Here is a 22,799-nt window from a genome sequence, read left to right as displayed (position 1 = left end):
ACAGGATTCACCCATGACCACCGCAGACACCACGTTCGCTCCGCTCGAGTTCGCCGTGACGAAGAACCTCGCCGCCCTCTCGCCCGCCCAGCGTGCCGAGAAGCTCGAGGACCCCGGCTTCGGCACGGTCTTCACGGACCACATGGTCGACATCTGCTGGTCCGCCCGGGGCGGCTGGCACCGACCGCGCGTGCAGCCCTACGGACCCCTCAGCCTTTCCCCGGCGGCCGCGGTGCTGCACTACGCGCAGGAGATCTTCGAGGGACTGAAGGCGTACCGTCACGTGGACGGAGGCATCTACACCTTCCGGCCCGAGCAGAACGCGCTCCGCCTGCAGCGCAGCGCGCGACGCCTGGCCATGCCGGAGCTCCCCGTGGAGCACTTCCTGCAGTCGCTGCGCGAGCTCATCGCGGTCGACGGCGCGTGGGTGCCGGAGGGTGAGGACCAGACCCTCTACCTGCGGCCCTTCATGTTCGCCAAGGAGGCGTTCCTCGGGGTGCGCCCGGCGAACAAGTACGCGTACTACGTCATCGCGAGCCCGGCCGGGTCGTACTTCACCGGAGGAGTCAAGCCCGTCTCGATCTGGCTGAGCGAGAACTACGCCCGCGCGGCGCGCGGCGGCACGGGCGCGGCCAAGACGGGCGGGAACTACGCGTCGAGCCTGCTGCCGCAGGCCGAGGCGTACGAGCGGGGATGCGACCAGGTCGTCTTCCTCGACGACGACGGCAACGTCGAGGAGCTCGGCGGCATGAACATCGTCTTCGTGAAGAAGGACGGCACGCTCGTCACGCCGGCCTCGGACAGCATCCTCGACGGCGTCACGCGCAACTCGATCCTCGAGCTCGCCCGGACCCGCGGCCTCGCCGTGGAGAAGCGCCCCGTCTCCCTCGGGGAGTGGCGCGAGGGCGTCGCCTCGGGCGACATCACGGAGGTGTTCGCGTGCGGCACCGCCGCCGTGGTCACCCCCATCGGCTCGCTCAAGGCCGAGGGGTTCGAGGACGCGCAGCCGCTGGGCGAGCTGGGCCTGTCGCTTCGCGAGGAGCTGACGGACATCCAGTACGGTCGCCGCGAGGACACGCGCGGCTGGCTGTACCGCCTCGACGGCTGAGCCGCGGTCGCTAGGCTGAACGGGTGAAGATCGCCCGGTTCAGCCACAACGACGCCATCACCTTCGGAATCCTCGACGGCACGGAGCTCGTCGTGCTCGCGGGGGATCCGATGTTCGCGGGCTTCGAGCCCACGGGGGAGCGCGTGCGCCTCGGCGACGTCGCGCTCCTGGCGCCCGTCATCCCGCGCTCGAAGATCGTGGCGGTCGGGCGCAACTACCGCGACCACGTGTCGGAGCTCGGCAACGAGGTGCCGAAGCAGCCCCTGCTGTTCTTCAAGCCGAACACGTCGGTGATCGGCCCCGGCGATGCGATCGTGCGCCCGCGGCAGAGCGACGACACCCACTTCGAGGGCGAGCTCGCGGCCGTCGTCGGGCGCATCGCGAAGAACGTGACGGCCGAGGACGCGCTCGACTACGTCTTCGGCTACACGATCGCGAACGACGTGACCGCGCGCGACCTGCAGAAGCCCGACGGCCAGTGGGCGCGCGCGAAGGGCTTCGACACGTTCTGCCCCGTGGGGCCCGCCATCGAGACGGACTTCGACATCGCGCAGAGCGGCGTCACGACGCGCCTCAACGGCGAGGTCGTGCAGCAGGCCCCCTTCACGGACATGATCTTCGACCTGCCGACCGTCATCGAATACGCGTCGGCGGCCTTCACACTGCTTCCCGGCGATCTCATCCTCACCGGCACACCGGCGGGAGTGGGCGCGTTCACGGCGGGGGACACCATCGAGATCGAGATCCCCGGCATCGGCGTGCTGCGCAACACGGCGCGGGATGCGGCCGCATGAGGTGAGGCGCGCCGCCCGCGCCGCGGGATCGCCGCCGACGCGCGCGAACTAGACTGGACGGGATGTCTGCTCCCGATCCCCGCACCACCACGGCCACCGGCTCCGATGTGCGCGTCCGCTTCTGCCCGTCGCCCACAGGACTGCCGCACGTCGGCCTCATCCGCACCGCGCTGTTCAACTGGGGCTACGCCCGTCATCACGGCGGCAAGCTGGTCTTCCGCATCGAGGACACCGACGCCTCGCGCGACAGCGAGGAGAGCTACCGGCAGCTGCTCGACGCGCTCCGGTGGCTGCGCATCGACTGGGACGAGGGCGTCGAGGTCGGCGGCCCGTACGCGCCGTATCGTCAGTCGGAGCGTCACGACCTGCACCGCGAGGTGCTCCGGAAGCTCGTCGACGCGGGCCTCGTCTACGAGAGCTTCTCGACCGCCGAGGAGATCGACGCGCGCAACGAGGCCAACGGACGCGCCACGCAGCTCGGCTACGACAACTTCGACCGGGACCTCACCGAGGAGCAGAAAGCGGCGTTCCGCGCAGAGGGACGTCAGCCCGCGCTGCGCATCAAGGTGCCCGACGAGGACATCACCTACGACGACCTGGTGCGCGGCGAGGTGACATTCCCGGCCGGGTCGTTCCCCGACTACGTGGTGGTCCGCCCCAACGGCATCCCGCTCTACACCTTCGTGAACCCCGTGGACGACGCCCTCATGGGCATCACCCACGTGCTGCGCGGCGAGGACCTCATGCCGTCGACCGGTCGTCAGCTCGTGCTGTACCGCGCGCTCATCGACGCCGGCGTGACGTCGTTCATCCCGCGTTTCGGGCACCTGCCCCTCGTCCTCGGCGACGGGAACAAGAAGCTGTCGAAGCGCGACCCGCGTGCCGACCTGTTCCTGCAGCGCGACAAGGGCTTCATCCACGAGGGTCTGCTCAACTACCTGTCGCTGCTGGGATGGTCCATCGGCCCCGACCGAGACGTCTTCTCGCTCGACGAGTTCGTCGCCGCCTTCGACGTCGCCGACGTCAACCCGAACCCGGCCCGCTTCGACCAGAAGAAGGCCGAGTCGATCAACGGCGACCACATCCGCCTGCTCGAGCCCGCCGACTTCGCCGAGCGTCTCGTCCCGTACCTCGTGAAGGCGGGCGTCGTGGGGGAGCAGCCGACGGACGCGCAGCGTGCGCTCATCGCGGAGGCGGCTCCGCTCGTCCAGGAGCGTCTGACGCTGCTCGGCGATGCGCCCGGCATGATCGGGTTCCTCTTCACGGACGAGATCTCGTACGACGAGGACGCCCTGTCCGGTCTGCCGGAGAACGCGGCGGTCGTGCTGAACGCGTGCGTGGCGGCCCTCGAGGTCGTCCCCGAGGCCGACTTCCACGCGCAGGCCGTCCAGGATGCCCTGAGCGGCGCACTCGTGGAGGGGCTCGGTCTCAAGCCGCGCGTCGCCTACGGCCCGCCGCGCGTCGCGATCACGGGGCGACGGGTCTCCCCGCCGCTGTTCGAGTCGATCGAGCTCCTCGGCAAGGCGGAGTCGATCCGCCGGCTCGGCGCACTCGTCCAGGCCCTGGGTTGAGGCTCCGCGACGACACGCCATGTGTCGGGGGCAGATTTGTCGGCCCTCTGAGCATCGGGTAACGTAGACCCTCGGTACGGCTCAGGTCGTCACCGCCTTGGGGTATGGTGTAATTGGCAACACGGCTGATTCTGGTTCAGTTGTTCTTGGTTCGAGTCCAGGTACCCCAGCAACGAATCGCTAGAGTTCTCTAGGAAGTCCGGCTCCCTTCTCACTCCATCGAGTGGCCCGATTTGGCGTCTGGTGACCAGATTGGTGACCAGAAACCCCCACGGGGCGCGTCTCGCCCTCGTCTCTGCCGATGAGGTACGCACTCGTCCCCGATGGTTCGCTTGGGTACGCGCTCCGCACCTGTCTGGCATGGAAGCTCATGTACGCATCGAGGTCGAGCCCGCGTTCCTGACCCAGGCCGAGGTCGCCGTGCTGCTGGGCGTGCCCGAGCGCACGCTCGAAGGCTGGCGGCTCACGAAGTCCGGGCCGCCGTGGCTGAAGCTCGGCCGGCACGTGAAGTACGACCGCGACGACGTGCTCGCCTGGGCGCGTGAGCAGCGTCATGGCTAGGCCGAAGATCGCCGCGGGCGGGGTCGGCCAGGTGCAGGTGACACAGCTCACGAACGGCAAATGGCGGGCACGCGCCCGGATGCGCAACGACTCCGGCGAGCTGGTGCAACTCCGCGCCGAAGGCGCCACCGAGGATGCAGCCCGCGAAGAACTGCTTTCACGAGCGAAGACGATGACGACTCACACGAAGGCCATCGTCACTGCCGGATCGACCATCGCGGAGGCGGCGGAGGCGTGGCTGCCGACGGTGAAGGTGCGCGCTGAGAACGGCACGCTGTCGTGGTCGACGTACGAGAATTACGAGACCACCGTCCGTCTCACGCTCGTCCCCGTCTGTGGTGGCGTCACGTTGGAGGCGCTCACGGTCGGCCGCTGCGACCGGATCATTCAGAACCTTCTCGCCGACCGGGGCGTGTCGTCGGCGCGGAAGGCGCGTTCGGTGCTGTCGCTCATCTGCGGGTTCGCCGTGCGCGACGACGCGATCCCGACGAACCCGGTGCGCGACGTCACCCGGCTGCCGACGCCGGAGAAGAAGACCGCGATGCTCCTCCCGCAGCAGATCGAGGCGATCCGCGATCTCATGACGCACTGGCGCGAGACGGAGGGCATGGGGCCGCGCCCGAACTGGCGGGCGCTCGTGGACGGCATGGACATCATGCTCGGCACCTCCGCCCGTGTGGGGGAGTGCATCGGCCTGCGTCGCTGTGACGTGGATATGACCACCGCCCCGCCGACAATCCTGATCGACGGCACCGTGATCCAGAACAAGGTGCAGGGCGTCCAGCGCAAGAACGCACCCAAACGCACTCGACAGCGTCGCCGCGTCGCGCTGCCAGCTCTCGCAGCCGACGCGGTGCGACGCCGACTCGCACTCGCAGAGCGTGGGCCCGAGGCGTTGCTGTTCCCGACGAAGACCGGTAAGCCGATGAGCGTGTCGAACTATGAGCGGCTGCTGCGCTCGTTCATCGACGACAACCGTGATGAGCTCGTGCGTCTCGGCGTCGAGGTCGACGAGTACTCGACGCACATCTACCGGCGCACCACTGCGACGCTCGTGGAGCGCGCGGCGGGGCTCACGATCGCGTCGAGGTTGCTTGGGCACGCGAACGAGATGGTCACTCGCAACAGCTACGTCATCACCGCTGAGCAAGTTGATGTCGTCACCGCCGACATCCTCGACACGATCCTTGGCACGTGAGTCATGCGGCTCGCTGGTCGCGTGGGACGGGCCGCGTACCTTCCTCACTGAAGCCTTGCGCCTCTGCGAGAGGAGAGGTAGCGTACCTGCACCACAAGTCCATGAGCGTGCGGTGGCGGTGTGGAATCTCAACCACCGTAGGTTGGGCGGAGACGGCTGCACCGCGGTGCCGGGTCGAGGCTCGGCGACGGGGGTGTCGATTCGGCACCCCCAGTGAAAGTCCTCCGGTTGTGCCGAATCGACACCACCGTGGTGGCGCAAATCTTCCACCCCCACGAAGCCCGAGCCCCGGGATTGCAGGCGGTGTCAACTTGCCACCACCGTACGAGGACTCGGCCATCTGAACTTTGGGAGGCCGGACGGTTCCGTCAATTTGGCGGCACCGTGGACGACGCGGATGGATGATTTGCGACAGCTTCTTGGACGTCCTCAATCACGGTGCCGGAAAATGTCCGGGACCGTCGTGCTTGAGTCGTCCTACGAAGCTCAGAACTCGAAGACGGCGTCCGGGTCGTCCATCGCTGCGCGCAACTCCGCGAGATTACCGAGGTTCGCGAGCGGAGAGGTTCGGGCGACTTCCACGATGCCGCCGATGACAGCCTGCATGGCGGCGACGTCTCCGGACTTGAGCGCCAGGTCGAGGCCGGCGAAGAGCTGTCGGTGAGTCTCTTTGCGTTCCTCGAAGATGCGGTCGAAATAGTTCTTCAGGACACGTTCGGACGCCTGGATGCGGGCAACCTCAGTCTCCCTGTAAGTCCTGAGCTTCTCGCGCTTGGTGCTCTCTACCTCGTGAATCTTGATCGTCTCACGGGTCGCATTGACCAACTGCGTCAGAGCGCCAAGTGCATCAGTCGCGCTGATCTTGCTCACGGCGGCGAAGATGACGTCACCCGCCTTGGACGGCACGATGCTGCCCTTGTCCGCTCCAGATTCAGTAGCCATCGGCCGTCTCCTTGCTCGTGTTGCGGTACTTGAGGACGAGTTCCTCAGTTTGTTGGTCGAGGTTGCCCTGCTCATCGGCGACTGGCGCAGTCGCCACATCTCGGACGGCCTTCACGAGGATGAGCGCCCTCTGAAGGCGCTCTGCGTGCCGCTCCATATCGAACGGCTCCGACTCCAGAGTGTCCATCGACACGGTCGCGTCATCGGTGAGACGAATGAGGATGTGGTCCAATTCGTTGGCCCTGGCATTGACGGCGCGGAGTAGTTCGTTCTGCGCGTCCAACTTGACGATCTCGATCTCAACATCCGTGCGGTGTTTCTCAGCTTCAGTCTTCGCCTTCGTGCCGCGGTTCTTGACTGTCATCCCCGCGACCAGTGCGCTGGGGCCAATGACTGCGACGTTGAGCATCACAGCCCCAAGCGCCATGCCCCCGCCGCCCGCCGCTGTCCCGCGTCAAGTAGTTGGCAGGGTTTCTTCTCTTTCGAAGTTGGGGATGGTGGGGTCGGCGTGGCCGAGGTGGACCTCGGCTGGCCGGTTCCAGGCGATCGCCTCGTGAGGGCGGATCGTGTTGTACTCGATCCGGTAGTCCTCGGCGCGCTCGACGAGAGTGAGGGCGTCGGGGATCTCGTCGAGGAACAGCCGCTCATACTTCAGCGTCCCGAACCCGCGTTCGCGTGACCCGTTCTGCCCCGGCGACTTCACTCGGGTGCGGACGTGCGTGAGCTCGGGGTGGCGGGTGATGAACAGCTCGAAGTTCAGCGACCGGAACGGGCCGCCGTTGTCCGTCACGATCGTCACCGCGGGTGTCACCTCGCCGGTGTCGGGGTCGACCTCGCAGGCATCGATGAGCGGATGCCCGAACATCGCCTCGTAGTCTTCGAGGGCGAGTTCGACGGCGGCGATCGCGTCGTACTGATTCGCCGTCGGCGACGTGTGAAACCGGTGCTCGTACTTCGAATACCAGTCTCGGCATCCGGCCAGCCGCCAGGTGCCGCCGCTGGTGGTCTCGAACTCGCTGAAGTCCAGCTGCCACACCTGGTTCGGGCCCGTCGGGGTCCTCGCGAACGCGTCCTTGCGCGCCCGGGCGAGGTCGCGGCGCTGCTTCTGGTACTCCGACGGGAGGATCAGCCCGTCGTCGCGGAGGAGCCGCAGCACGGTCGCCTGCGAGACCCGGTGCCCGTCGTGACGGGTCATCGCCCAGATCTTCCGGTGCCCCCACTCCGGCTTCGCCAGCGCATGCTTCGTCACCAGCGGCCGGGCGGCGTCCCGCGCGGGCTGCGGCCACGGGCCCTTCGGCGGGCGGTCCTGCCGCGCTTTGGCCTGCCAGCGCCGCCAGGTCCGCTCGGGCACGCCGAACCTCTCGCACCACCTCGAAGTCGGCATGCCCGCCTCGACGCGGATCACCTCGAGGTCCTCGAAGGGCCCAAGCGGCCCTCGGCGGACTTCTTCCAGACGCGGACTTCGAGATGCGCTTCCCCGAGCGCCTGGGTCAGCTCCGCGACCTCGGCTTCGAGCTGCTGCTCCCGCGTCGACGGACCGGACCTGCCCGCCGCCAGGCCCGTCTTCCCCGCCTCGAGGAAGTCAGACTTCCAGCGGCCGATCGACTGCTCGGACACCTTCTCACGCCTCGCGGCCTCGGCGATCGTGACCTCGCCAGCGAGGACGCTCAGCACGATCCTCGTCTTCTGCTCCACCGGGATCACAGGTGGTCTTCCCATGTCAGAACTGCTCCTTCAGAACTCAACCAACAGTCCTGCCAACAAGTCTGACGCGCGACACCGCCAACGCGCCACCACCGAGCCAGGCCAACGTCGCACTTGTCGTCGCCGCGCCGCTCAGTCCGGCAATGGCCGTGCCAGTGCTCGCTGTCGCGAGCTGAATTACCCCGGCGCGGATCACCGTGGGGGTCGCTACACCGACGATGGTTGAGCCCACGACGCCGCGGACCCAACCAGCGACATCGGCCTCAAGCTTTGTGAGGCCAACAACGTGCTGACTTGACCCGTCGACTCCGTCGAGGATCAAGTGCTCGTGCGCCTTCACCTGCTTGGCGTTTCGCTCCAGGAAGTCCTTCATTCGGTAGATGACTTCATGCTGCGCGCGCTCCTGCGAACGGCCAAGAGCCTGAAAGATGAGGTTCGTTTCCTCGGTCTTCCCGAGATGCGCAGCATAGCGATTTTCATACAGCTCAGCCTGCGTCTTCATGTCCTTCTTGGCGCGAGCGATCTGTGCGCCGCCCCAGACTCCCGTGCCCACGCCCGCTGTGCCGGTAGCTGCGGTGACCACGACGATTATCAGAGGAACGAGCGGCAAGACCATCGGCGCACCTTCCTCAGCTCATCTCCATCTGCACGTCGTGAGGGTCTTGGGCATATCACGTCGTGAACCCAGGGTAGTGCTCGTGGCTGACATTCAGGCCATGAGAAGGCGTCGCCGCCTGCGAGCACGCCCCAGGCTCTGAAGCCATAGCCGATGGCCTGACACAGCTGCGGCTCCAGCGAACCTCACCACCGCGAGCTCTACAGATTGCGGCTCTCCTCTCAGATTCATTCATGGACGTATGCCACCGCTGGTGGGGCGTGCGCACCTCCCTCATGAGACGAGTCGTGAGGAGGCCCGGGGTGAAAGGCGGTGTGATCCTGTTTCGCGGTACCGGCGCGGCCGCACGCCGATACCTGGAGGCGGACAGGTCCACTGCCGACGAGTACTACTTGGAGGGCGGCACCGCGCTCGCGGAGTTCACCGTCACCGATTCCGCGGGCGAGGTCATCGAGGGACGGACGCTCGACCCGGAGCAGTACGCCGCATGGGTGGACTGGACGGACCCGATCAGCGGCACCTCGATGGGAGCCCCGCGCGGCGCGGGCGAGGGCATGCGGGGTTCGCCGCGGTTCGCGGAGATGGTGATCAACGCCCCGAAGTCCCTCTCCATCGCCGCCGCCCTGCACCCGGAGGTCTCCGACGCGCTCGACGCCGCGCAACAGGATGCGGCGGCGGAGATCCGCCGGTGGCTCGCTCAGCACTCGGTCACCCGGGTCGGGCCTCGGCACGCGCGAGAAGTTGTGCCGGTGCAGCAGTTGCAGACCGTCGCCGTCGCGCACAAGACCAGCCGTGCGGGTGACCCGCACCGGCACATCCACTTCCAGATCGGCACTCGCGTCTACGCCACGGGAAAGTGGCGCGGTCTGGACACCGCAGCCTTGTTCAAGCAGCAGGGAGCCATCCGTGCTCTCGGCACCGCCATCATCGCCGCGCACCCGCAACTCGCCGCCGTACTCGACAAGCACGGTCTCACGCTCGACCCGGCGACCGGAGAGGTCGCGGAGCTGGAGCCATACAACGCGGCGCTGTCGAAGCGCGGCGCGCAGGTCGAACGCAACCTCGCCAACTTCGGGGCCGAGTGGGAAGCTGCGCATCCTGGTGAGGAACCCGGGCCGGTCGTGCGGGCGCGGCTGAAAGCGAAGGCGTGGGAGCACCAACGCCCAGGGAAGAAGCCCACGGTGCTTGGCAGCGAGGCCGGTTGGCGTGCGGAGATTGAAGACGCCGGCTATAGCCCGGATGCACCTCGGGTGCGCAGGCCTGCACCGGTTGCACTCGACGAACTGCGCATCGAGGAAGTCGCATCGCGTGCGCTTGACCGTGCGGCGGCGGGTGCATCGGCGTGGACGGTGCACACGCTGCGCGAGCACGTCACCCGCATCACCACCGAGCACGGTGTGCAAGCCACCCCCGAGGAGCTGCGAGTGTTCGGGCAACTGGCGACGCAGCTCGCGGCATCGGATTGCCTCTCCGTCCTCCCACCCGGTGCGCCGACGCCGGAACACGTCGCGCATCTGACATCGCTGCGCGTCGTCGCTGCCGAGACGGAACTGCGCGACTTGCTCACCGCTCGCGCGGAGAAGTCCAACCAGCACATTCCGGACGTACACGAGTTTGCGGTGCTGGCGGGACTGGATGATGCCCAGGAACATGCAGCCGCAGTCGTCGCATCCCGCAACCCGCTCGTCGTGGTCGAAGGCGCGGCCGGGTCGGGCAAGACCACGATGCTCAAGACTGCGATTGCCGCCGCAGCCGCGGAGGGCCGTGGAATGCGGGTCGTCACGCCGACGAAGAAGGCTGCCGACGTTGCTGCCCAGGAACTCGGCATCCCCGCTGACTCCGTGGCCACGCTCATCTACGCGCATGGGTTCCGGTGGAACAGCGACGGCGTGTGGACACGCCTGCGACCCGGGGACGCCGATCCCGAAACCGGAGGCATCTATCGGGGGCCGGTGCAGGAGGCGCGTCTCGCGCGAGGTGAGCGGATCGTCGTCGACGAGGCAGGGATGCTCGACCAAGACTCCGCCCTCGCCCTGTTGCAAGTCGCGGACGAAGCCGGGGTGACTGTCGCGCTCGTCGGAGACCGGGCGCAACTCCCCGCGGTCGGACGCGGAGGCGTTCTCGACATCGCCACCAAACTCAGCCCAGCAGTCGTCGATATGACGAGCCTGCACCGCTTCACCGACCCTGCGTATGCGGCGCTCACGCTCGAGCTGCGGCATGCCCGCAACCCCGCCGCGATCTTCGATCGGCTGAACGAGCACGGACTGATCGTCCTGCACGACACCGACCACGACGTGCGGGAGAACATTGCCAGGACGACGCGCCCGGCCGATGCGATCACCGCGGCGACGAACGACGAGGCCCGGGGGCTGAACGAACGCGTCCGTGCCGAGCGGGTCGACCGCGGCGAAGTCGACGACGCGCGGACGGTGCTCGGCAGCGACGGGCTCCCCATCGGCACCGGGGACGTGATCCAGACCCGCCGCAACGAGTCCACGCTCGGCGTTGCCAACCGGCAGACCTGGACGGTGCAGCACGTCGGCGAAGACGGCGCGCTGAACATCGTCGAGACCGGCAACGGCCGTAAGCAGCAGCGCACCATGACCTTGCCTGCGGAGTACGTGACCGAAGATGCGCATTTGGCCTACGCGGTCACCGCGTACGGCGTCCAGGGCTCGACCGTGAACGCGGCACACACGTTGCTCTCCGACGCGCTTGATGCGGCAGGCATCTATGTCGGCATGACCCGCGGGCGCGAGACGAACAGGCTGCACATCGTCGCCAGCGATCTCGCAGACGCGAAGCAGCAGTTCGTCGATGCGCTCGCCCGAGACCGCGCCGACCGCGGCCTGGAAGACGCCGCCGAACGCGCCCGTGAGGCCGTCGCGGACCTCGTTGCGGACGGGCCTATGTCCATCGTCGGCGCGGAGCGCGACCGGATTGTCGAGCGGATCTCGAAGGCTGACGCGGAGCGAGAGCACTGGGTGGCGGCAGCCGCCAGATTGCACGACCAGTCCGAACGACACAAGGCCGAGTACGAGCCGCAGCGCGAGCTCGCGGAAGCCGCAGATGCGAAGGCAGCTGCGGTACTCGCGGACGTTGTGGAGTCGCTGACACAGGAAGCAGTCGCGGATGGCGCCGCGTTCCTGGCTGCGCAGCAGGACGCTATCGCGGCACGCCGGGCCAAGGAGAGAGCATCTCGGTTCCGCAAGCGCTTTGCCACCCGAACCGCGGACGGCGCAGACGCCCGTCGCGAGGCGGCAGAGAGGGTCGTGCGTGACCGGTGGCAGAGCGTCCCCCGCAGCGAGAGCAATCTGCCCGCGTGGTCCGAGTCAGTCGCCCAGCACGAAGCCGGCCATGTGCCCGCCGTCGTCGAAGCACGCGCGGAAGCCACGCAGGTCAGCGAGATCGCCGCGAGGCAGTCGCGGGAGCACATAGCGCCGTACGAGCGCGTCCTCGGGAACCGGCGTCCGAGCGCGATTGCCGCGCGGGTGAAGGCCCTGAGCGAGCAGGCGGCGCAGGATCGCCGCTACCTCGCCCAACTTGATGCGCTTTCGCCAGATGAAGCGGTCAAGCTCGTCCACCAGCGCGCTGCCAAGGTCGAGGTTCAGCGCCTCGCCGCTGCACGGGCGCGGAAGGCAGCAGAAGTGCGCGCGAAGCGGCTCGACATCCTCGGGCATGAACAGAGCCGAGGTTCCTCCGCATACCGTGACGGGCCATCGTTGTAGGGCCCGAGTGTTCGCGCTGCAAGTCTCCAGCAGGCGGTTTCGTCTTCGTGGCCGCGGAGCTATTGCTACGCCCAGCCGTCGATGATCTTCTGCTCTTCATCGGTGGGCGGCGATGCGGGCGGAACGTACGGCGGCCACCAACGTGACACCACGCGAGTAGGTGCGTCCGATCGACCTTCCCAGCGCGACGGCGCCCAGAGCCGGAAGAGCATGGCTTTCGTCTCGGGGTTGGTATGGCGACTGGATCGGTAGCTTCGTGGCGCATCGGGAAGGAAGAGCCGTTCCGCTATTCGGTCCCCGGGCCGTGCGATCGCGAAGCTGTGGGCGTTGGCCAGCAGGGCAGCGTTCAGATCCAGCGTCTCCTCGATGCTCAACCTGGAGCCCGCCTGACGAGGCTCGATGTCTCGACGGTAGAACGCGGCCACTCGGTACGGGCCGATCGGGAACGCGAAGATCGGTGCGCCCCAGACGCCTCCCCAGAGCGCAGGGGCTGCCATGTCCTCGTGCAGTTCGACCATCGGCTCGTCGGAGGTGATCAGGGCGCGCGGCGTCGTATAGATCGCGAAGTGGCGCATCGTCAGGAGGCCGGCGACGTGTGCTGCCGTGCGCGCGAACACTTCCAGGTCCTGCTCGCGGGTGAGCGGGAGCTGTGACGGGTCGGCGCGGAATCGCTCGACATCGGCCATGATCGTCTCGAGTGAGTCGTCGGCGCCATAGGCGAACAGGTCGCCCTGCCTGAGCTCGTCGGCAAGGTTCTCTGGGCCGTATGCGTCAAGAACCTGCGTGAGCTCCTCTGCGAGCATCGCACGCCGCTTCTCACGCGCCTTCCGGCCCCGCGTCATCTGCGTCGCGAGGAACAGCGTCAGCCATTGGTGCTGCTCCTCGTCTAGGTCTCCGGGGCGATCCGTGTCGAGCACCTGAAACGCAGACGCCGCGTGGCCCTCGACTTGCGAGAGCCACGCCTCCCAATAGACGGGAGAGACGCCGTCCGCATCGGGCAGACGATAGAAGTCCGTCTCAACCGCTGCCTGTTCGGGTGCCGGTTCGTAGGCGTTGCGGTTGCGCTCGAGGTCGATGACGCGCACGCGATCCTCGACAGCCCATCGCTGCAGGTAGAAGCGCGGCAGCAGATGATGGCGACGTGGCTCCTGCCCAGCAGCGGTCATCGCCTCGGCGTTTCGCCAGGCGACTTCCCAGATGCTGTCGGAGGTGGTGCCGCTCATGACTTCGAGTCGTCGAGATCGCTGAACAGCACCACCTCGTCGAGGGGCGCGAACTGCCTCGCATCCTCGACCCACGAGGTTTTACCCGGTGCGCTCTTCACGATGCCCGCGACGACAACATGGCGATGCTCGCTGAACCATGAATGTGCTTCGTCGGTCTGTGCTTGGGTCAGTGGGATATCGATGCGTACTTGCCGTCCGCGCCGGAAGGTGCGGATCGTAGCTCGTCCGCCAGGTGCTTGGGGGTCGTCCTCGAGATCGATGATCTGGCCGGAGAGCGTCTCATACGGGTTACGTGGGCTGGGGACGAACTTGTCGGCGGCAAGCCGCAGGATCTCGGCGCTGTCGTGCGGGAACGAGATCTGGCGGAGGTCACCCGGCGGCGGTGTGAAGGCCCCTGCCCAGTCGAAATTGACCTCGAAGACGGCGACACCCTCGGAACCGACGATCTTCTCGACCGCAACCACCATTTCGCGGCTGACGCCAGTGGCCACCAAGTCATTCACGACGGAGCCGCGCGGCTCCCGGGCTGGTTCGACGATGCCATGCTGAATCGCAGCAAGCGCCTGCGCAAGCATGCGTGTCGTGCGTCGTTCTTCCGGTTCCACCAGCGGGTGCGCGACGCCCTGGCCCTCGAACTCGAGCGGGGTGTCCGACGTGGGTTCCTGGGGGCGATCGAGCGGCATCAGGAGCGGCACGATGTACGAGCCATGGATGGTGTGGCCGAAGCGAGCCTTCTCCGCAATCCGAAGCGCTGCCGGGCCGTAGTTGCCGCCGATACGGGCTTTATGGGAGCGTGCCGTCGCAGCCGCCGCGCGGATCATGGCGCGAGCTGATGAGAACAGCGTGAAGCCCGCCTCGACGGGGATCGAGCCCTTGATGTAGATGTCGTCGGCCGCTCGGAACTCCTGAACGTCGAAGTACATGCGCCCAATTGCTTCGTCGACCTCGCGTGGCGAGGTTTCGACGGCACTGGCGATCCGCTCGACGGTCGACGTCCATTCGTAGTCTTCGCGACTCAGGTCGTCGAGCACGGGCAGCGGCTTGTCCCAGCCCTCCCGTCGCCAGACGGAGCCCGACTGTCCGCTGGAATCGCGGCGCCAACCCGTGAGGGTGAGGTAGTCGATGAGATCGGTGAATGAGGCGGTCATGGGTTACGCCGCCTTTCCGTTGACTGCAAGCTGTCGTTCGAGTGCCCAATCCCGTAGCGTCTCCACCGTGAGCTGCTGATTGCGGTGAACCACCAGACTCTTCGGCGTCGTCGACGGATCCATCGCTGCCCAGTACGCGGTCGCGGCCACCAGCGTGTGGGATGCCGGGTAGTCGATCCACTTCGCCTGCTCGGGCACCTGAACGACCACAAGATAAACCGGACCTCGAACACGCAACTTCTGCCAGGACGCGACCCACTCTTCCTCGACCGGGATGCGGATGGTCTGGCGCTTCGGGCTGAACGTCTTCGTCGTGCATTTCACCTGCACGTGGGCGTCACCGTACTCGAAGCCGATCGTCGCGTCGATCGCGCGAACGTCCTCGCCCGGGCGAGGCTCGCTGCAGCCGAACCCGGCGTGGCTACAGGCGAGCTGCAGGTAGTCGACGCCGAAGCGGCCCTGTGCTGCGGAGAGCGACATGGTGGGCGCAGGCGATGGCATCGCGTCGTCTCCGATGATGCCTGCCATGTCCCGATCCTAGAGGGCGGCATAGATCGGGCAGAAGAGGCATGCGACCCAACTCGCCCTACCTACGCCCAAGTGCAGCCCGGTAGGATCAAGGGAACCGGGTCAAACCCGGTCTGATTCGGCGTAGGAGGTCGCTTGTGACTGAGCCTTGGCTCTCGGCCGACGACATCGCGGCCCACCTCGGTGTGACGAAGGACACCGTCTACGCCTGGATCGCGGAGAAGGACATGCCCGCCCACAAGGTTGGTCGCCTCTGGAAGTTCCAGACGAGCGAAATCGACGAGTGGGTGCGGAGCGGCCGCGCCGGAACGGCGGACGTAGAGTGAGCGGCGCAACTGCCCACCGTGGGCTCAGGGCACGACACGGGGGAGGCCCGATCCGATGAGGCTCAACCTCAAGTCCGTCCAGGAGCGTGTCAGGCCGCTCGGCGGACGCAGCCACTACGACCGGGAGTTCATCTTCGAGCTGCTGGCCGCGTACGGGCGCTCGTCGAGCAACATCACGCGCCTGCGCAACGGCTCGCTCAACGTCGCCGATGATCCGTCGACCGAGGTCGCTCAGAAGAACGTCATCTACTTCAAGGAGACGACGGACGACCTTCTGGGGGTGATCGATGAGCTCCGCAGCGCACCGACCGTGGTTCGCTACAACACTCGCTTCGTCGTCGTCACCGACTACGAAGAGCTGCTGGCCGTCGACACGAAGACGAACGACTCGCTCGCCATCCCGATCTCGGACATCGACAAGCACTTCACATTCTTCCTGCCGTGGGCAGGCATGGAGAAAGCCCAGTACGTTGCTGAGGCCCATGCTGATGTCAAGGCTGCCGAGCGCATGGCGAAGCTGTTCGATGAGCTGCTGGCGCTCAACCCCGAGCTCAACACCATGACGCTCGGGCGTCACGCCCTGAACGTCTTCTTTACACGGCTGCTCTTCTGCTTCTTTGCAGAGGACACCGGCATCTTCAAGGAGGGGCAGTTCACCGGGGCCGTCGGCACGCTCACACAAGCCGATGGCTCGGACGTCAGCCAGTTCCTGACTGATCTCTTCACCGCGCTGGACACTGCCGACCCTGCCAACAAGCCGACACATCTTGCAGGGTTCCCTTACGTCAACGGGCGCCTATTCACGGTCGAGGAGCACCACACGGTGCCGACCTTCAACAAGAAGGCTCGCGACCTGCTGCTGGAGAGCGGTCGGCTGCTCTGGAACGAGATCAACCCCGACATCTTCGGCTCGATGTTCCAGGCAGTCGTCACGCCCGGTCAGCGCTCCGATCTCGGGCAGCACTACACTTCGGTGCCGAACATCCTCAAGACCATCGAGCCGCTGTTCCTCGACGGACTCAAGGAGCAGTTCGATGTTGCCTTCGACAGCGCGCCCAAGCTAGAAGCACTGCTGCGGCGCATCGCGCGGATTAAGGTGTTCGACCCCGCCTGTGGTTCTGGCAACTTCCTCGTCATCGTTTACAAGGAATTGCGCAAGCTCGAGCATGCCATCCTGGAGCGGCTTCAGGGGCTCCAGGGCGACAAGTTCACCTTCAACCTGCTCGGCTCCCGGATCAATGTCGAGCACTTCTACGGACTCGAAATTGACGACTTCGCGGTGGAGGTCGCGATCTTGTCGCTCTGGATCGCGAAGCATCAGATGAACGTTGAGTTCCGTGAGAAATTCGGCATCGACCTGCCACTGATCCCGCTGAAGGAATCTGGAAGCATCCATCAGGGGAACGCGATCACGCGCGACTGGAATGAGGTGTGCCCGAACACGGGTGCCGAAGAGATCTATGTGATTGGCAATCCGCCGTACCTCGGAAGCCGCAACCAGACGTCTGAGCATAAGCGCGATCTGCAGTCGGTCACGCCACGGTACAAGAGTCTCGACTACGTCAGCGCTTGGTTCATCAAGGGCGGCGAGTACATCCGGGGAACCAAAGCTGAGTTGGCGCTCGTCTCGACCAACTCCGTTACACAGGGTGAACAGGTAGGGCTTCTCTGGCCGGACGTACTCGAGGACGACCTAGAGATCGGGTACGCCTACACGTCGTTCAGGTGGTCGAACCAGGCGAAGAACGCAGCTGGCGTTACGTGCGTCGTTGTCGGGGTTCGGAACAAAGGGGAGGCGCCGAAGTTCATCTTCTCGGATGAGCTTCGGCATGAAGTGAATCGGATCAACGCATACCTGGCGGACGGCCCAGACATCTGGATTGGTCGTAGGAGCGCGCCTCTGAGCCCAGTGCTCCCTCGACTTGGCTTCGGATCGATGCCGAACGACGGAGGCAATCTCTTGCTCACCGATGACCAGCGCGACACGCTCCTCGAGCGCTGGCCGGAAGCGTCTCGGTTCGTTCGGGGCTTCAGCGGTTCCGACGAGTTCATCAAAGGTAAGAGCCGGTGGTGCCTCGTTATCAGCGACGACGATCTCGAAGCCGCGCTCGGTATCGATGAGATCGCAGTACGGCTGGATAAGGTTCGGGACCACCGTGCCAAGAGCACCGAGAAGTCAACTCGTGCTCTTGCTGAAACCCCGCATCGGTTCTATTTCTTCGCTCACCGGGAGAGCGACTCGGTGATCGTACCGGCTACCACCTCCGAGCGCCGCGAGTACATCCCGATTGGCTATCTCGACCGGAACACGGTCATTTCGAACTCAGCCAATGCCGCCTATGAAGTGGAACCGTGGACGTTCGCCCTTCTCACCTCCCGTACACACATGACCTGGGTTCGAGCGGTCGCAGGCCGAATGAAGACTGACTACCGCTACTCCGGCACCATCGTCTACAACAACTTCCCGGTGCCGTCACTGTCCGCCGCAGCCAAGGAACAGCTCACCGATGCCGCCCTCCGCGTGCTCGACGTACGCGAGTATCACTCCGAGAAGACGCTGGCGGAGCTGTACGACCCTGACCTGATGCCCGACGACCTTCGCCTGGCACACCAGGAGCTGGACGAGCTCGTGGACGCGGTCTACCGCAAGCGCGGCTTCGACAGCGACGAAGAGCGCCTGTCATACCTCTTCGGTATGTATGAACAGATGACTGCCGAGGAGAAGCGCAAGTGACCGAGATCAAGAAGCCGACGAACATCGTCAATGTGACGTATGCGCAGACTGGCAACAGCGTCCACACCAACGAGCTCGGCATGCGTGAGATGCAGCAGCGTGTCTGGGAGCAGCGTGGTGCGCAGTACCTGCTCGTCAAGGCGCCGCCGGCCTCGGGCAAGTCTCGAGCCCTCATGTTCGTCGCGCTCGACAAGCTCTACAACCAGGGCCGCAAGAAGGTCATCGTTGCTGTGCCCGAGCGCTCCATCGGTGGATCGTTCTCGACGACGACTCTGAGCCGGTTCGGCTTTTTTGCGGACTGGGAGATCAAGGACAAGAACAACCTCTGTATGCCCGGCTCATCGTCGGGCAAGGTGCAGCAGTTCATCGACTTCCTGGAAGGGCCGGACGCCACCCTTGTCTGCACCCACGCCACGCTGCGCTTCGCCTACGAGAAGCTGCCCGCCTCTACGTTCGACGGCACGGTGCTCGCCATCGACGAGTTCCACCACGTTTCGGCGGACACCGCAAGCAATCGCCTCGGCGATCTCCTCAAGGGCGTGATGGCCGGGTCGGATGCGCACATCGTCGCGATGACCGGCTCGTACTTCCGGGGTGACTCGGTGCCGGTGTTGCTGCCGGAGGATGAGGCGAGGTTCACGCCGGTCACGTTCAACTACTACGACCAGCTCAACGGCTACGAGTATCTCAAATCGCTCGGCATCGGGCACCACTTCTACCAGGGCCGCTACACGAGCGCGATCCACGAGATCCTCGATCTCGACAAGAAGACGATCATCCACATCCCGAACGTCAACAGCGGCGAGTCCACCAAGGACAAGATCGAGGAGGTCGGCTTCATCCTCGATGCCATCGGTGAGGTCATTTCGACCGAGACCGAGGAATCCAACGTCATGCGGATTCGTCGCCGCGACAACGGCGAGATCGTGCGTGTGGCGGATCTCGTTGACGACACCGACCAGATCGCCCGTGCTGAGACCCTGCACTACCTGACCTCGGTCGCCTCGAAGGAGCGCGACGCGGTGGACATTATCATCGCACTCGGCATGGCCAAGGAGGGCTTCGACTGGCCCTTCGCGGAGCACGCCCTGACTGTCGGTTACCGGGCGTCGCTGACCGAGGTCATCCAGATCATCGGGCGGGTTACCCGCGACAGCCCTGGCAAGGAGCACGCGCAGTTCACCAACCTCATCGCCCAGCCCGACGCGACCACCGATGAGGTGAAGCTTTCGGTCAACAACATGCTCAAGGCGATCACCGCCTCCCTGCTCATGGAGCAGGTGCTGGCACCGAACTTCACATTCAAGACGAAGACCGGAAACGACGATGCGCCGCAGCCGGGGGAGCTTCGGATCAAGGGCTTCAAGGAGCCGTCTACTGATCGCGTGAAGCAGATCGTCGCCACTGACCTGAACGACCTCAAGGCGACGATCCTGCAGGACGACACCTTCGTCAAGGCCGCGGCGGGCAACCTCGACGCCGAGGTGGCCAACAAGGTGCTGATCCCGAAGATCATCCGGGAGCGCTATCCCGATCTCAACGAGGCCCAGGTCGAGGAGCTGCGCCAGCAGGTTGTCGTCGACTCCGTGATCAAGAACGGCGAGGCACGTGAAGTTGGCGGGAGCAAGAAGTTCATCTTGAACAATCGCTTCTTTGATGTCGACGATCTCGACATCAACCTAATCGACAAGGTCAACCCGTTCCAGCGCGCCTTCGAGGTGCTCTCGAAGTCGGTGACGCCACAGGTGCTGCGCATCATCCAGGACACGATCACGGCGACCCGTATCGAGATCACCGAGGAAGAGGCGCGGCTGCTCTGGCCGAAGATCCAGCAGTTCGCCAAGGTCAACCGACGCCAGCCCGACGTGCGCAGCGATGACCCGACCGAGAAGCGTTACGCCGAAGCGCTGCTGTTCCTGCGCAAGAAGAAGCGCGAGCACGAAGCCCAGCAGAGGTTGCAGGAGTCATGAGCGATACCGACTTCCAGAGCATCTTCGACTCGGACGAAGACGGCCTCCTCGACACCCCGGAGAAGGCTCCCAAGCTCACCAGCTCCGACCGGCTCGAGCGGTCGTTCCTCGAGATCGTCGAGTTCTACCTCGAGCATGAGCGGCCACCGCGCTCGGACACCAGAGAGATCGCGGAGCGCAAGCTCGGTGCACGTCTCGATGGCATCCTGGCCAGCGACGACAAGATCGCGGCGCTCAAGCACCTGGACGAGTTCGGCTTGCTCGTCGAGCCGGAAGCGCCGGCCTCCCTCGATGATCTCCTCGAAGGTGACGATCTCGGGCTGCTCGATGACGACAGTGGGCTTCTCGACACCTCCGATCTGCCGCAGCGTAAGAGCCCGGAAGCATCGGTCGATGCGGCCCAGCGTGTGCGCGCAGAGGACTTCGAGCAGTTCGAGCCGCTGTTCCAGCAACAGCATGCAGAGCTCGCGAACGGCGCATCGAAGCTGGTGGCGTTCCCGGGGATGCAACACATCGTCGAGGGCGCGTTCTTCGTCCTCAACGGTGTGATGCTCTTCATCGCTGATGTTGGCGAGACCGAGTACAAGACCACCACCGTTCGCGTGAACCGCCGGGAACGGCTGCGCGTCATCTTCGAGAACGGCACTGAGTCCTCGATGTACCGGCAGTCGCTCGGCATCCGCATGGGCGAGGGGCACGGCCAGGCTGTCGTTCCGGCAGAGTTCGAGTCAATCCTGGCCGATGACGTCGCAACCGGCTACGTATACGTCCTGCGCTCGCTCAGCGACGACCCGCAGATCGCAGGCATCGCGGATCTCCACAAGATCGGCTTTTCTCGCGGACCCGCCGAGGATCGGATCGCCCATGCTGAGAAGCAGCCCACCTACCTCATGGCACCAGTGGAAATCGTGGCGTCATACCGCACGTACAATATGCGGACATCGGCGCTCGAGAACCTGCTGCACCGTGTGTTCGCTGAGGTACGTCTCGACGTTAGCCAGGTCGGCAAAGACGGGCGCCGCTATGAGCCGTCAGAATGGTACATCGTGCCGATCGAGGTCATTGACCAGGCTGTTTCATTGATCGCGTCGGGCGGCATCATCGACTTCGTCTACGATTCATCCGCGCGCAAACTGACTGGACGGGCCGAACTATGAGACTCTCTCCGGAGTTTGCGAAGAGTCTGCGCTTCGAGGAGTCGGCGAAGGAAGTGGTGTCTCGGCCGCTCTTGGAGCTGCCGCTGTTGATCTCCGAGCGGGCTCTGGTTGACGGGGTTGACGTGCTGGCAGGATCCGCTGAAGCGATGTCTATTGCGGGTCACACTCCCACTATGGACGTGATTGCGATGCCGAAACGGGGGTACGGTCCGAGGCCGATCGGGATCCTTTCCCCAGTTGCACGGACGATCTATGAGTCAATTGTCGGCCGACTCCAGCCGCACCTTCCTAAGCCGTCTCGTGAGCAGGGAATCCACGCTCATCGTGCGTTCGGCGTCGATCCGGGACGACCATCCGAAGTGAGGATTGTCGACGTGGATATCGCGGCCTGCTACGAGTATGTCGATCACCGCATCCTCGCCGACGAGATCTTGATGCAGAGCCTGGATCATGAAGCGTCGCGCTCACTGTCGGACCTTCTTGGAGATTTGTTTCCGCGAGCGGTCGGAATCCCGCAGGCTATGTCGGCAAGTCATTTGCTCGCCGATGTGTATCTCGATCGTGTCGAACGCGGTATCCGTCGGGGAGGCTACGAGGTCAATCGCTTTGCCGATGACTTCCGAGTCATCTCGCAGGACTGGGCATCCGCGCACCATGCTATTGAGCTTGTCGTAGAGGAAGCTCGGTCTCTTGGGCTCACTCTCGCCGATGGCAAGACACGAATCCACTCGGTGAAGCAGCTACAGGAGGCGGAGGAGGAGCGTGAGGCGCTACTCGACGGCTATCGCTCACGTGCGGCAGACAATCTTCGCTCGATGGAGTTTGTCCAGGTTGGCTACGAAGACTTTGAGCTCGAAGAGATCGACGCGCCCGACGATGAAGTCGACTTCGCAGCACTCAAGGGGATTGTAGAGGACTGGGTACAGGGCGACCCTGAGCAGCGCACTCTGCACGCCACATTCGGCTCCCGCGCACTGCGCGTTCTTCGGGCGGCACCGGAGCGGCTTCCGGACGACTGGCTGTTGGAAATCGTCGCAAGGGAGCCTCCTCATCTTCGCAATGTGCTCGTCTACCTACGAGCGAGGCCAGAGCACCGCGAGAACTGGGCGACGGTAGCTCGTCTGGTAGCCCTACCCAGGACGTCATCGTGGGCGCGAATATGGCTGCTCAGGATGGCCGAGACGCTCACGGTACCAAAGGCCGCCGATCGTGTTCCCTTCGATGATTGGGCGCAGCTATGCCTAAAAGACAGGTCTGAAGTAGTTCGTGCAGAAGCGGCCTGGGCACTATCTCATTCACATGCCATCACTGCTGAGCAACTTGCCGACCTGTTCGTGGAGTCGACGAGCATCACACGGTGCGGCGTTTCTGCAGTCGTGGGAAAGCTTGACGGCGAGGCTCCCTCGAAACTTGGTAAAGCAATGCAGGCAGATTCGCAGCTAGTTCGAGCCGCGTACGAGTGGGGGAGTGTGAATGCTGGTTAGC

General features: G+C 65.1%; 19 protein-coding genes and 1 tRNA gene. 12 read left to right on the top strand and 8 right to left on the bottom strand.

The genetic code is table 11. The annotated features are described in order from the left end of the window. The first annotated feature begins 13 nt into the window (after window positions 1-13). From N8K70_RS09820 to N8K70_RS09795, 6 genes are all read left to right on the top strand, one after another. The gene (locus N8K70_RS09820) at window positions 14-1,108 is read left to right on the top strand and encodes a branched-chain amino acid aminotransferase (protein ID WP_317138166.1); all 1,095 of its coding nucleotides are present in this window, start codon (window positions 14-16) and stop codon (window positions 1,106-1,108) included. A gap of 23 nt (window positions 1,109-1,131) precedes the next feature. After that, complete coding sequence (locus N8K70_RS09815) at window positions 1,132-1,902, top strand: fumarylacetoacetate hydrolase family protein (protein ID WP_317138165.1); 771 nt, start codon at window positions 1,132-1,134, stop codon at window positions 1,900-1,902. 62 nt (window positions 1,903-1,964) lie between these two features. Then, entirely contained in the window at window positions 1,965-3,473 is a 1,509-nt protein-coding gene (gene gltX / locus N8K70_RS09810) for a glutamate--tRNA ligase (protein WP_317138164.1), read from the top strand. A 98-nt stretch (window positions 3,474-3,571) separates the two neighbouring features. Next, window positions 3,572-3,643 (top strand) — tRNA-Gln (locus tag N8K70_RS09805). Window positions 3,644-3,833: 190 nt separating this feature from the next. Further along, window positions 3,834-4,034 (top strand): helix-turn-helix domain-containing protein, encoded by a 201-nt coding sequence (locus tag N8K70_RS09800; RefSeq protein ID WP_016465007.1) that lies wholly within the window; start codon window positions 3,834-3,836, stop codon window positions 4,032-4,034. Continuing rightward, window positions 4,027-5,232: a tyrosine-type recombinase/integrase gene (locus N8K70_RS09795; RefSeq protein ID WP_317138163.1), complete on the top strand. Its 1,206-nt coding sequence runs from the start codon at window positions 4,027-4,029 to the stop codon at window positions 5,230-5,232. Before N8K70_RS09800 ends, N8K70_RS09795 begins: the two co-directional genes overlap by 8 nt. 486 nt (window positions 5,233-5,718) lie before the next feature. On the opposite strand, the gene N8K70_RS09790 is transcribed toward N8K70_RS09795, so the two are convergent. From N8K70_RS09790 to N8K70_RS09770, 5 genes are read right to left on the bottom strand one after another with little or no spacing between them, the layout of a single operon-like run. Next, window positions 5,719-6,174, bottom strand: coding sequence for a hypothetical protein (locus N8K70_RS09790; RefSeq protein ID WP_317138162.1), 456 nt, complete (start codon window positions 6,172-6,174; stop codon window positions 5,719-5,721). Then, window positions 6,164-6,583, bottom strand: coding sequence for a hypothetical protein (locus N8K70_RS09785; protein WP_317138161.1), 420 nt, complete (start codon window positions 6,581-6,583; stop codon window positions 6,164-6,166). Before N8K70_RS09785 ends, N8K70_RS09790 begins: the two co-directional genes overlap by 11 nt. A 45-nt stretch (window positions 6,584-6,628) precedes the next feature. Next, window positions 6,629-7,558 (bottom strand): integrase core domain-containing protein, encoded by a 930-nt coding sequence (locus N8K70_RS09780; protein WP_317138160.1) that lies wholly within the window; start codon window positions 7,556-7,558, stop codon window positions 6,629-6,631. A gap of 17 nt (window positions 7,559-7,575) precedes the next feature. After that, a complete protein-coding gene (locus N8K70_RS09775) occupies window positions 7,576-7,893 on the bottom strand; it encodes a transposase (protein WP_317138159.1) in 318 nt (105 codons plus the stop codon). Window positions 7,894-7,915: 22 nt separating this feature from the next. Then, a complete protein-coding gene (locus N8K70_RS09770; protein WP_317138158.1) occupies window positions 7,916-8,494 on the bottom strand; it encodes a hypothetical protein in 579 nt (192 codons plus the stop codon). Between the two features lie 302 nt (window positions 8,495-8,796). Here N8K70_RS09770 and mobF point away from each other — a divergent pair, with 302 nt between their 5' ends. After that, window positions 8,797-12,225, top strand: coding sequence for a MobF family relaxase (mobF, locus tag N8K70_RS09765; protein WP_317138157.1), 3,429 nt, complete (start codon window positions 8,797-8,799; stop codon window positions 12,223-12,225). 65 nt (window positions 12,226-12,290) lie between these two features. Here the strand turns inward: mobF and N8K70_RS09760 are convergent, their stop codons facing one another. The 3 genes from N8K70_RS09760 to N8K70_RS09750 are packed head-to-tail and all read right to left on the bottom strand — an operon-like array spanning window position 12,291 to window position 15,127. Then, window positions 12,291-13,448: a DUF4238 domain-containing protein gene (locus N8K70_RS09760; RefSeq protein ID WP_317138156.1), complete on the bottom strand. Its 1,158-nt coding sequence runs from the start codon at window positions 13,446-13,448 to the stop codon at window positions 12,291-12,293. Continuing rightward, entirely contained in the window at window positions 13,445-14,599 is a 1,155-nt protein-coding gene (locus N8K70_RS09755) for a hypothetical protein (RefSeq protein WP_317138155.1), read from the bottom strand. Before N8K70_RS09755 ends, N8K70_RS09760 begins: the two co-directional genes overlap by 4 nt. A gap of 3 nt (window positions 14,600-14,602) precedes the next feature. After that, window positions 14,603-15,127 carry a DUF4365 domain-containing protein gene (locus tag N8K70_RS09750; RefSeq protein WP_317138154.1) on the bottom strand — a complete coding sequence of 175 codons (525 nt, stop codon included), beginning with the start codon at window positions 15,125-15,127 and terminating at the stop codon, window positions 14,603-14,605. Between the two features lie 137 nt (window positions 15,128-15,264). Between N8K70_RS09750 and N8K70_RS09745 the strand changes: the two genes are divergently transcribed. Genes N8K70_RS09745 through N8K70_RS09725 form a run of 5 tightly spaced genes read left to right on the top strand, consistent with a single transcriptional unit; the run spans window position 15,265 to window position 22,798 of the window. Beyond that, window positions 15,265-15,453, top strand: coding sequence for a helix-turn-helix domain-containing protein (locus tag N8K70_RS09745; protein ID WP_317138153.1), 189 nt, complete (start codon window positions 15,265-15,267; stop codon window positions 15,451-15,453). Window positions 15,454-15,508: 55 nt separating this feature from the next. Then, on the top strand, window positions 15,509-18,187 hold the full coding sequence (locus tag N8K70_RS09740) for a class I SAM-dependent DNA methyltransferase (RefSeq protein WP_317138152.1): 2,679 nt from the start codon (window positions 15,509-15,511) through the stop codon (window positions 18,185-18,187). Then, complete coding sequence (locus tag N8K70_RS09735) at window positions 18,184-20,157, top strand: DEAD/DEAH box helicase (protein WP_317138151.1); 1,974 nt, start codon at window positions 18,184-18,186, stop codon at window positions 20,155-20,157. The genes N8K70_RS09740 and N8K70_RS09735 overlap by 4 nt, the downstream gene beginning before the upstream one ends. Next, window positions 20,154-21,314 carry a GIY-YIG nuclease family protein gene (locus N8K70_RS09730; protein WP_317138150.1) on the top strand — a complete coding sequence of 387 codons (1,161 nt, stop codon included), beginning with the start codon at window positions 20,154-20,156 and terminating at the stop codon, window positions 21,312-21,314. The genes N8K70_RS09735 and N8K70_RS09730 overlap by 4 nt, the downstream gene beginning before the upstream one ends. Continuing rightward, window positions 21,311-22,798, top strand: coding sequence for a reverse transcriptase domain-containing protein (locus N8K70_RS09725; protein ID WP_317138149.1), 1,488 nt, complete (start codon window positions 21,311-21,313; stop codon window positions 22,796-22,798). The genes N8K70_RS09730 and N8K70_RS09725 overlap by 4 nt, the downstream gene beginning before the upstream one ends. The last annotated feature ends 1 nt before the right edge of the window (window position 22,799 follow it).

The sequence above is a fragment of the Microbacterium sp. AB genome, from assembly GCF_032878875.1.
GTDB classification, from domain to species: Bacteria; Actinomycetota; Actinomycetes; order Actinomycetales; family Microbacteriaceae; genus Microbacterium; species Microbacterium betulae.
The sequence above is the reverse complement of the archived record's forward strand: the minus strand, read 5'-3'. Positions and strand labels throughout refer to the sequence as shown.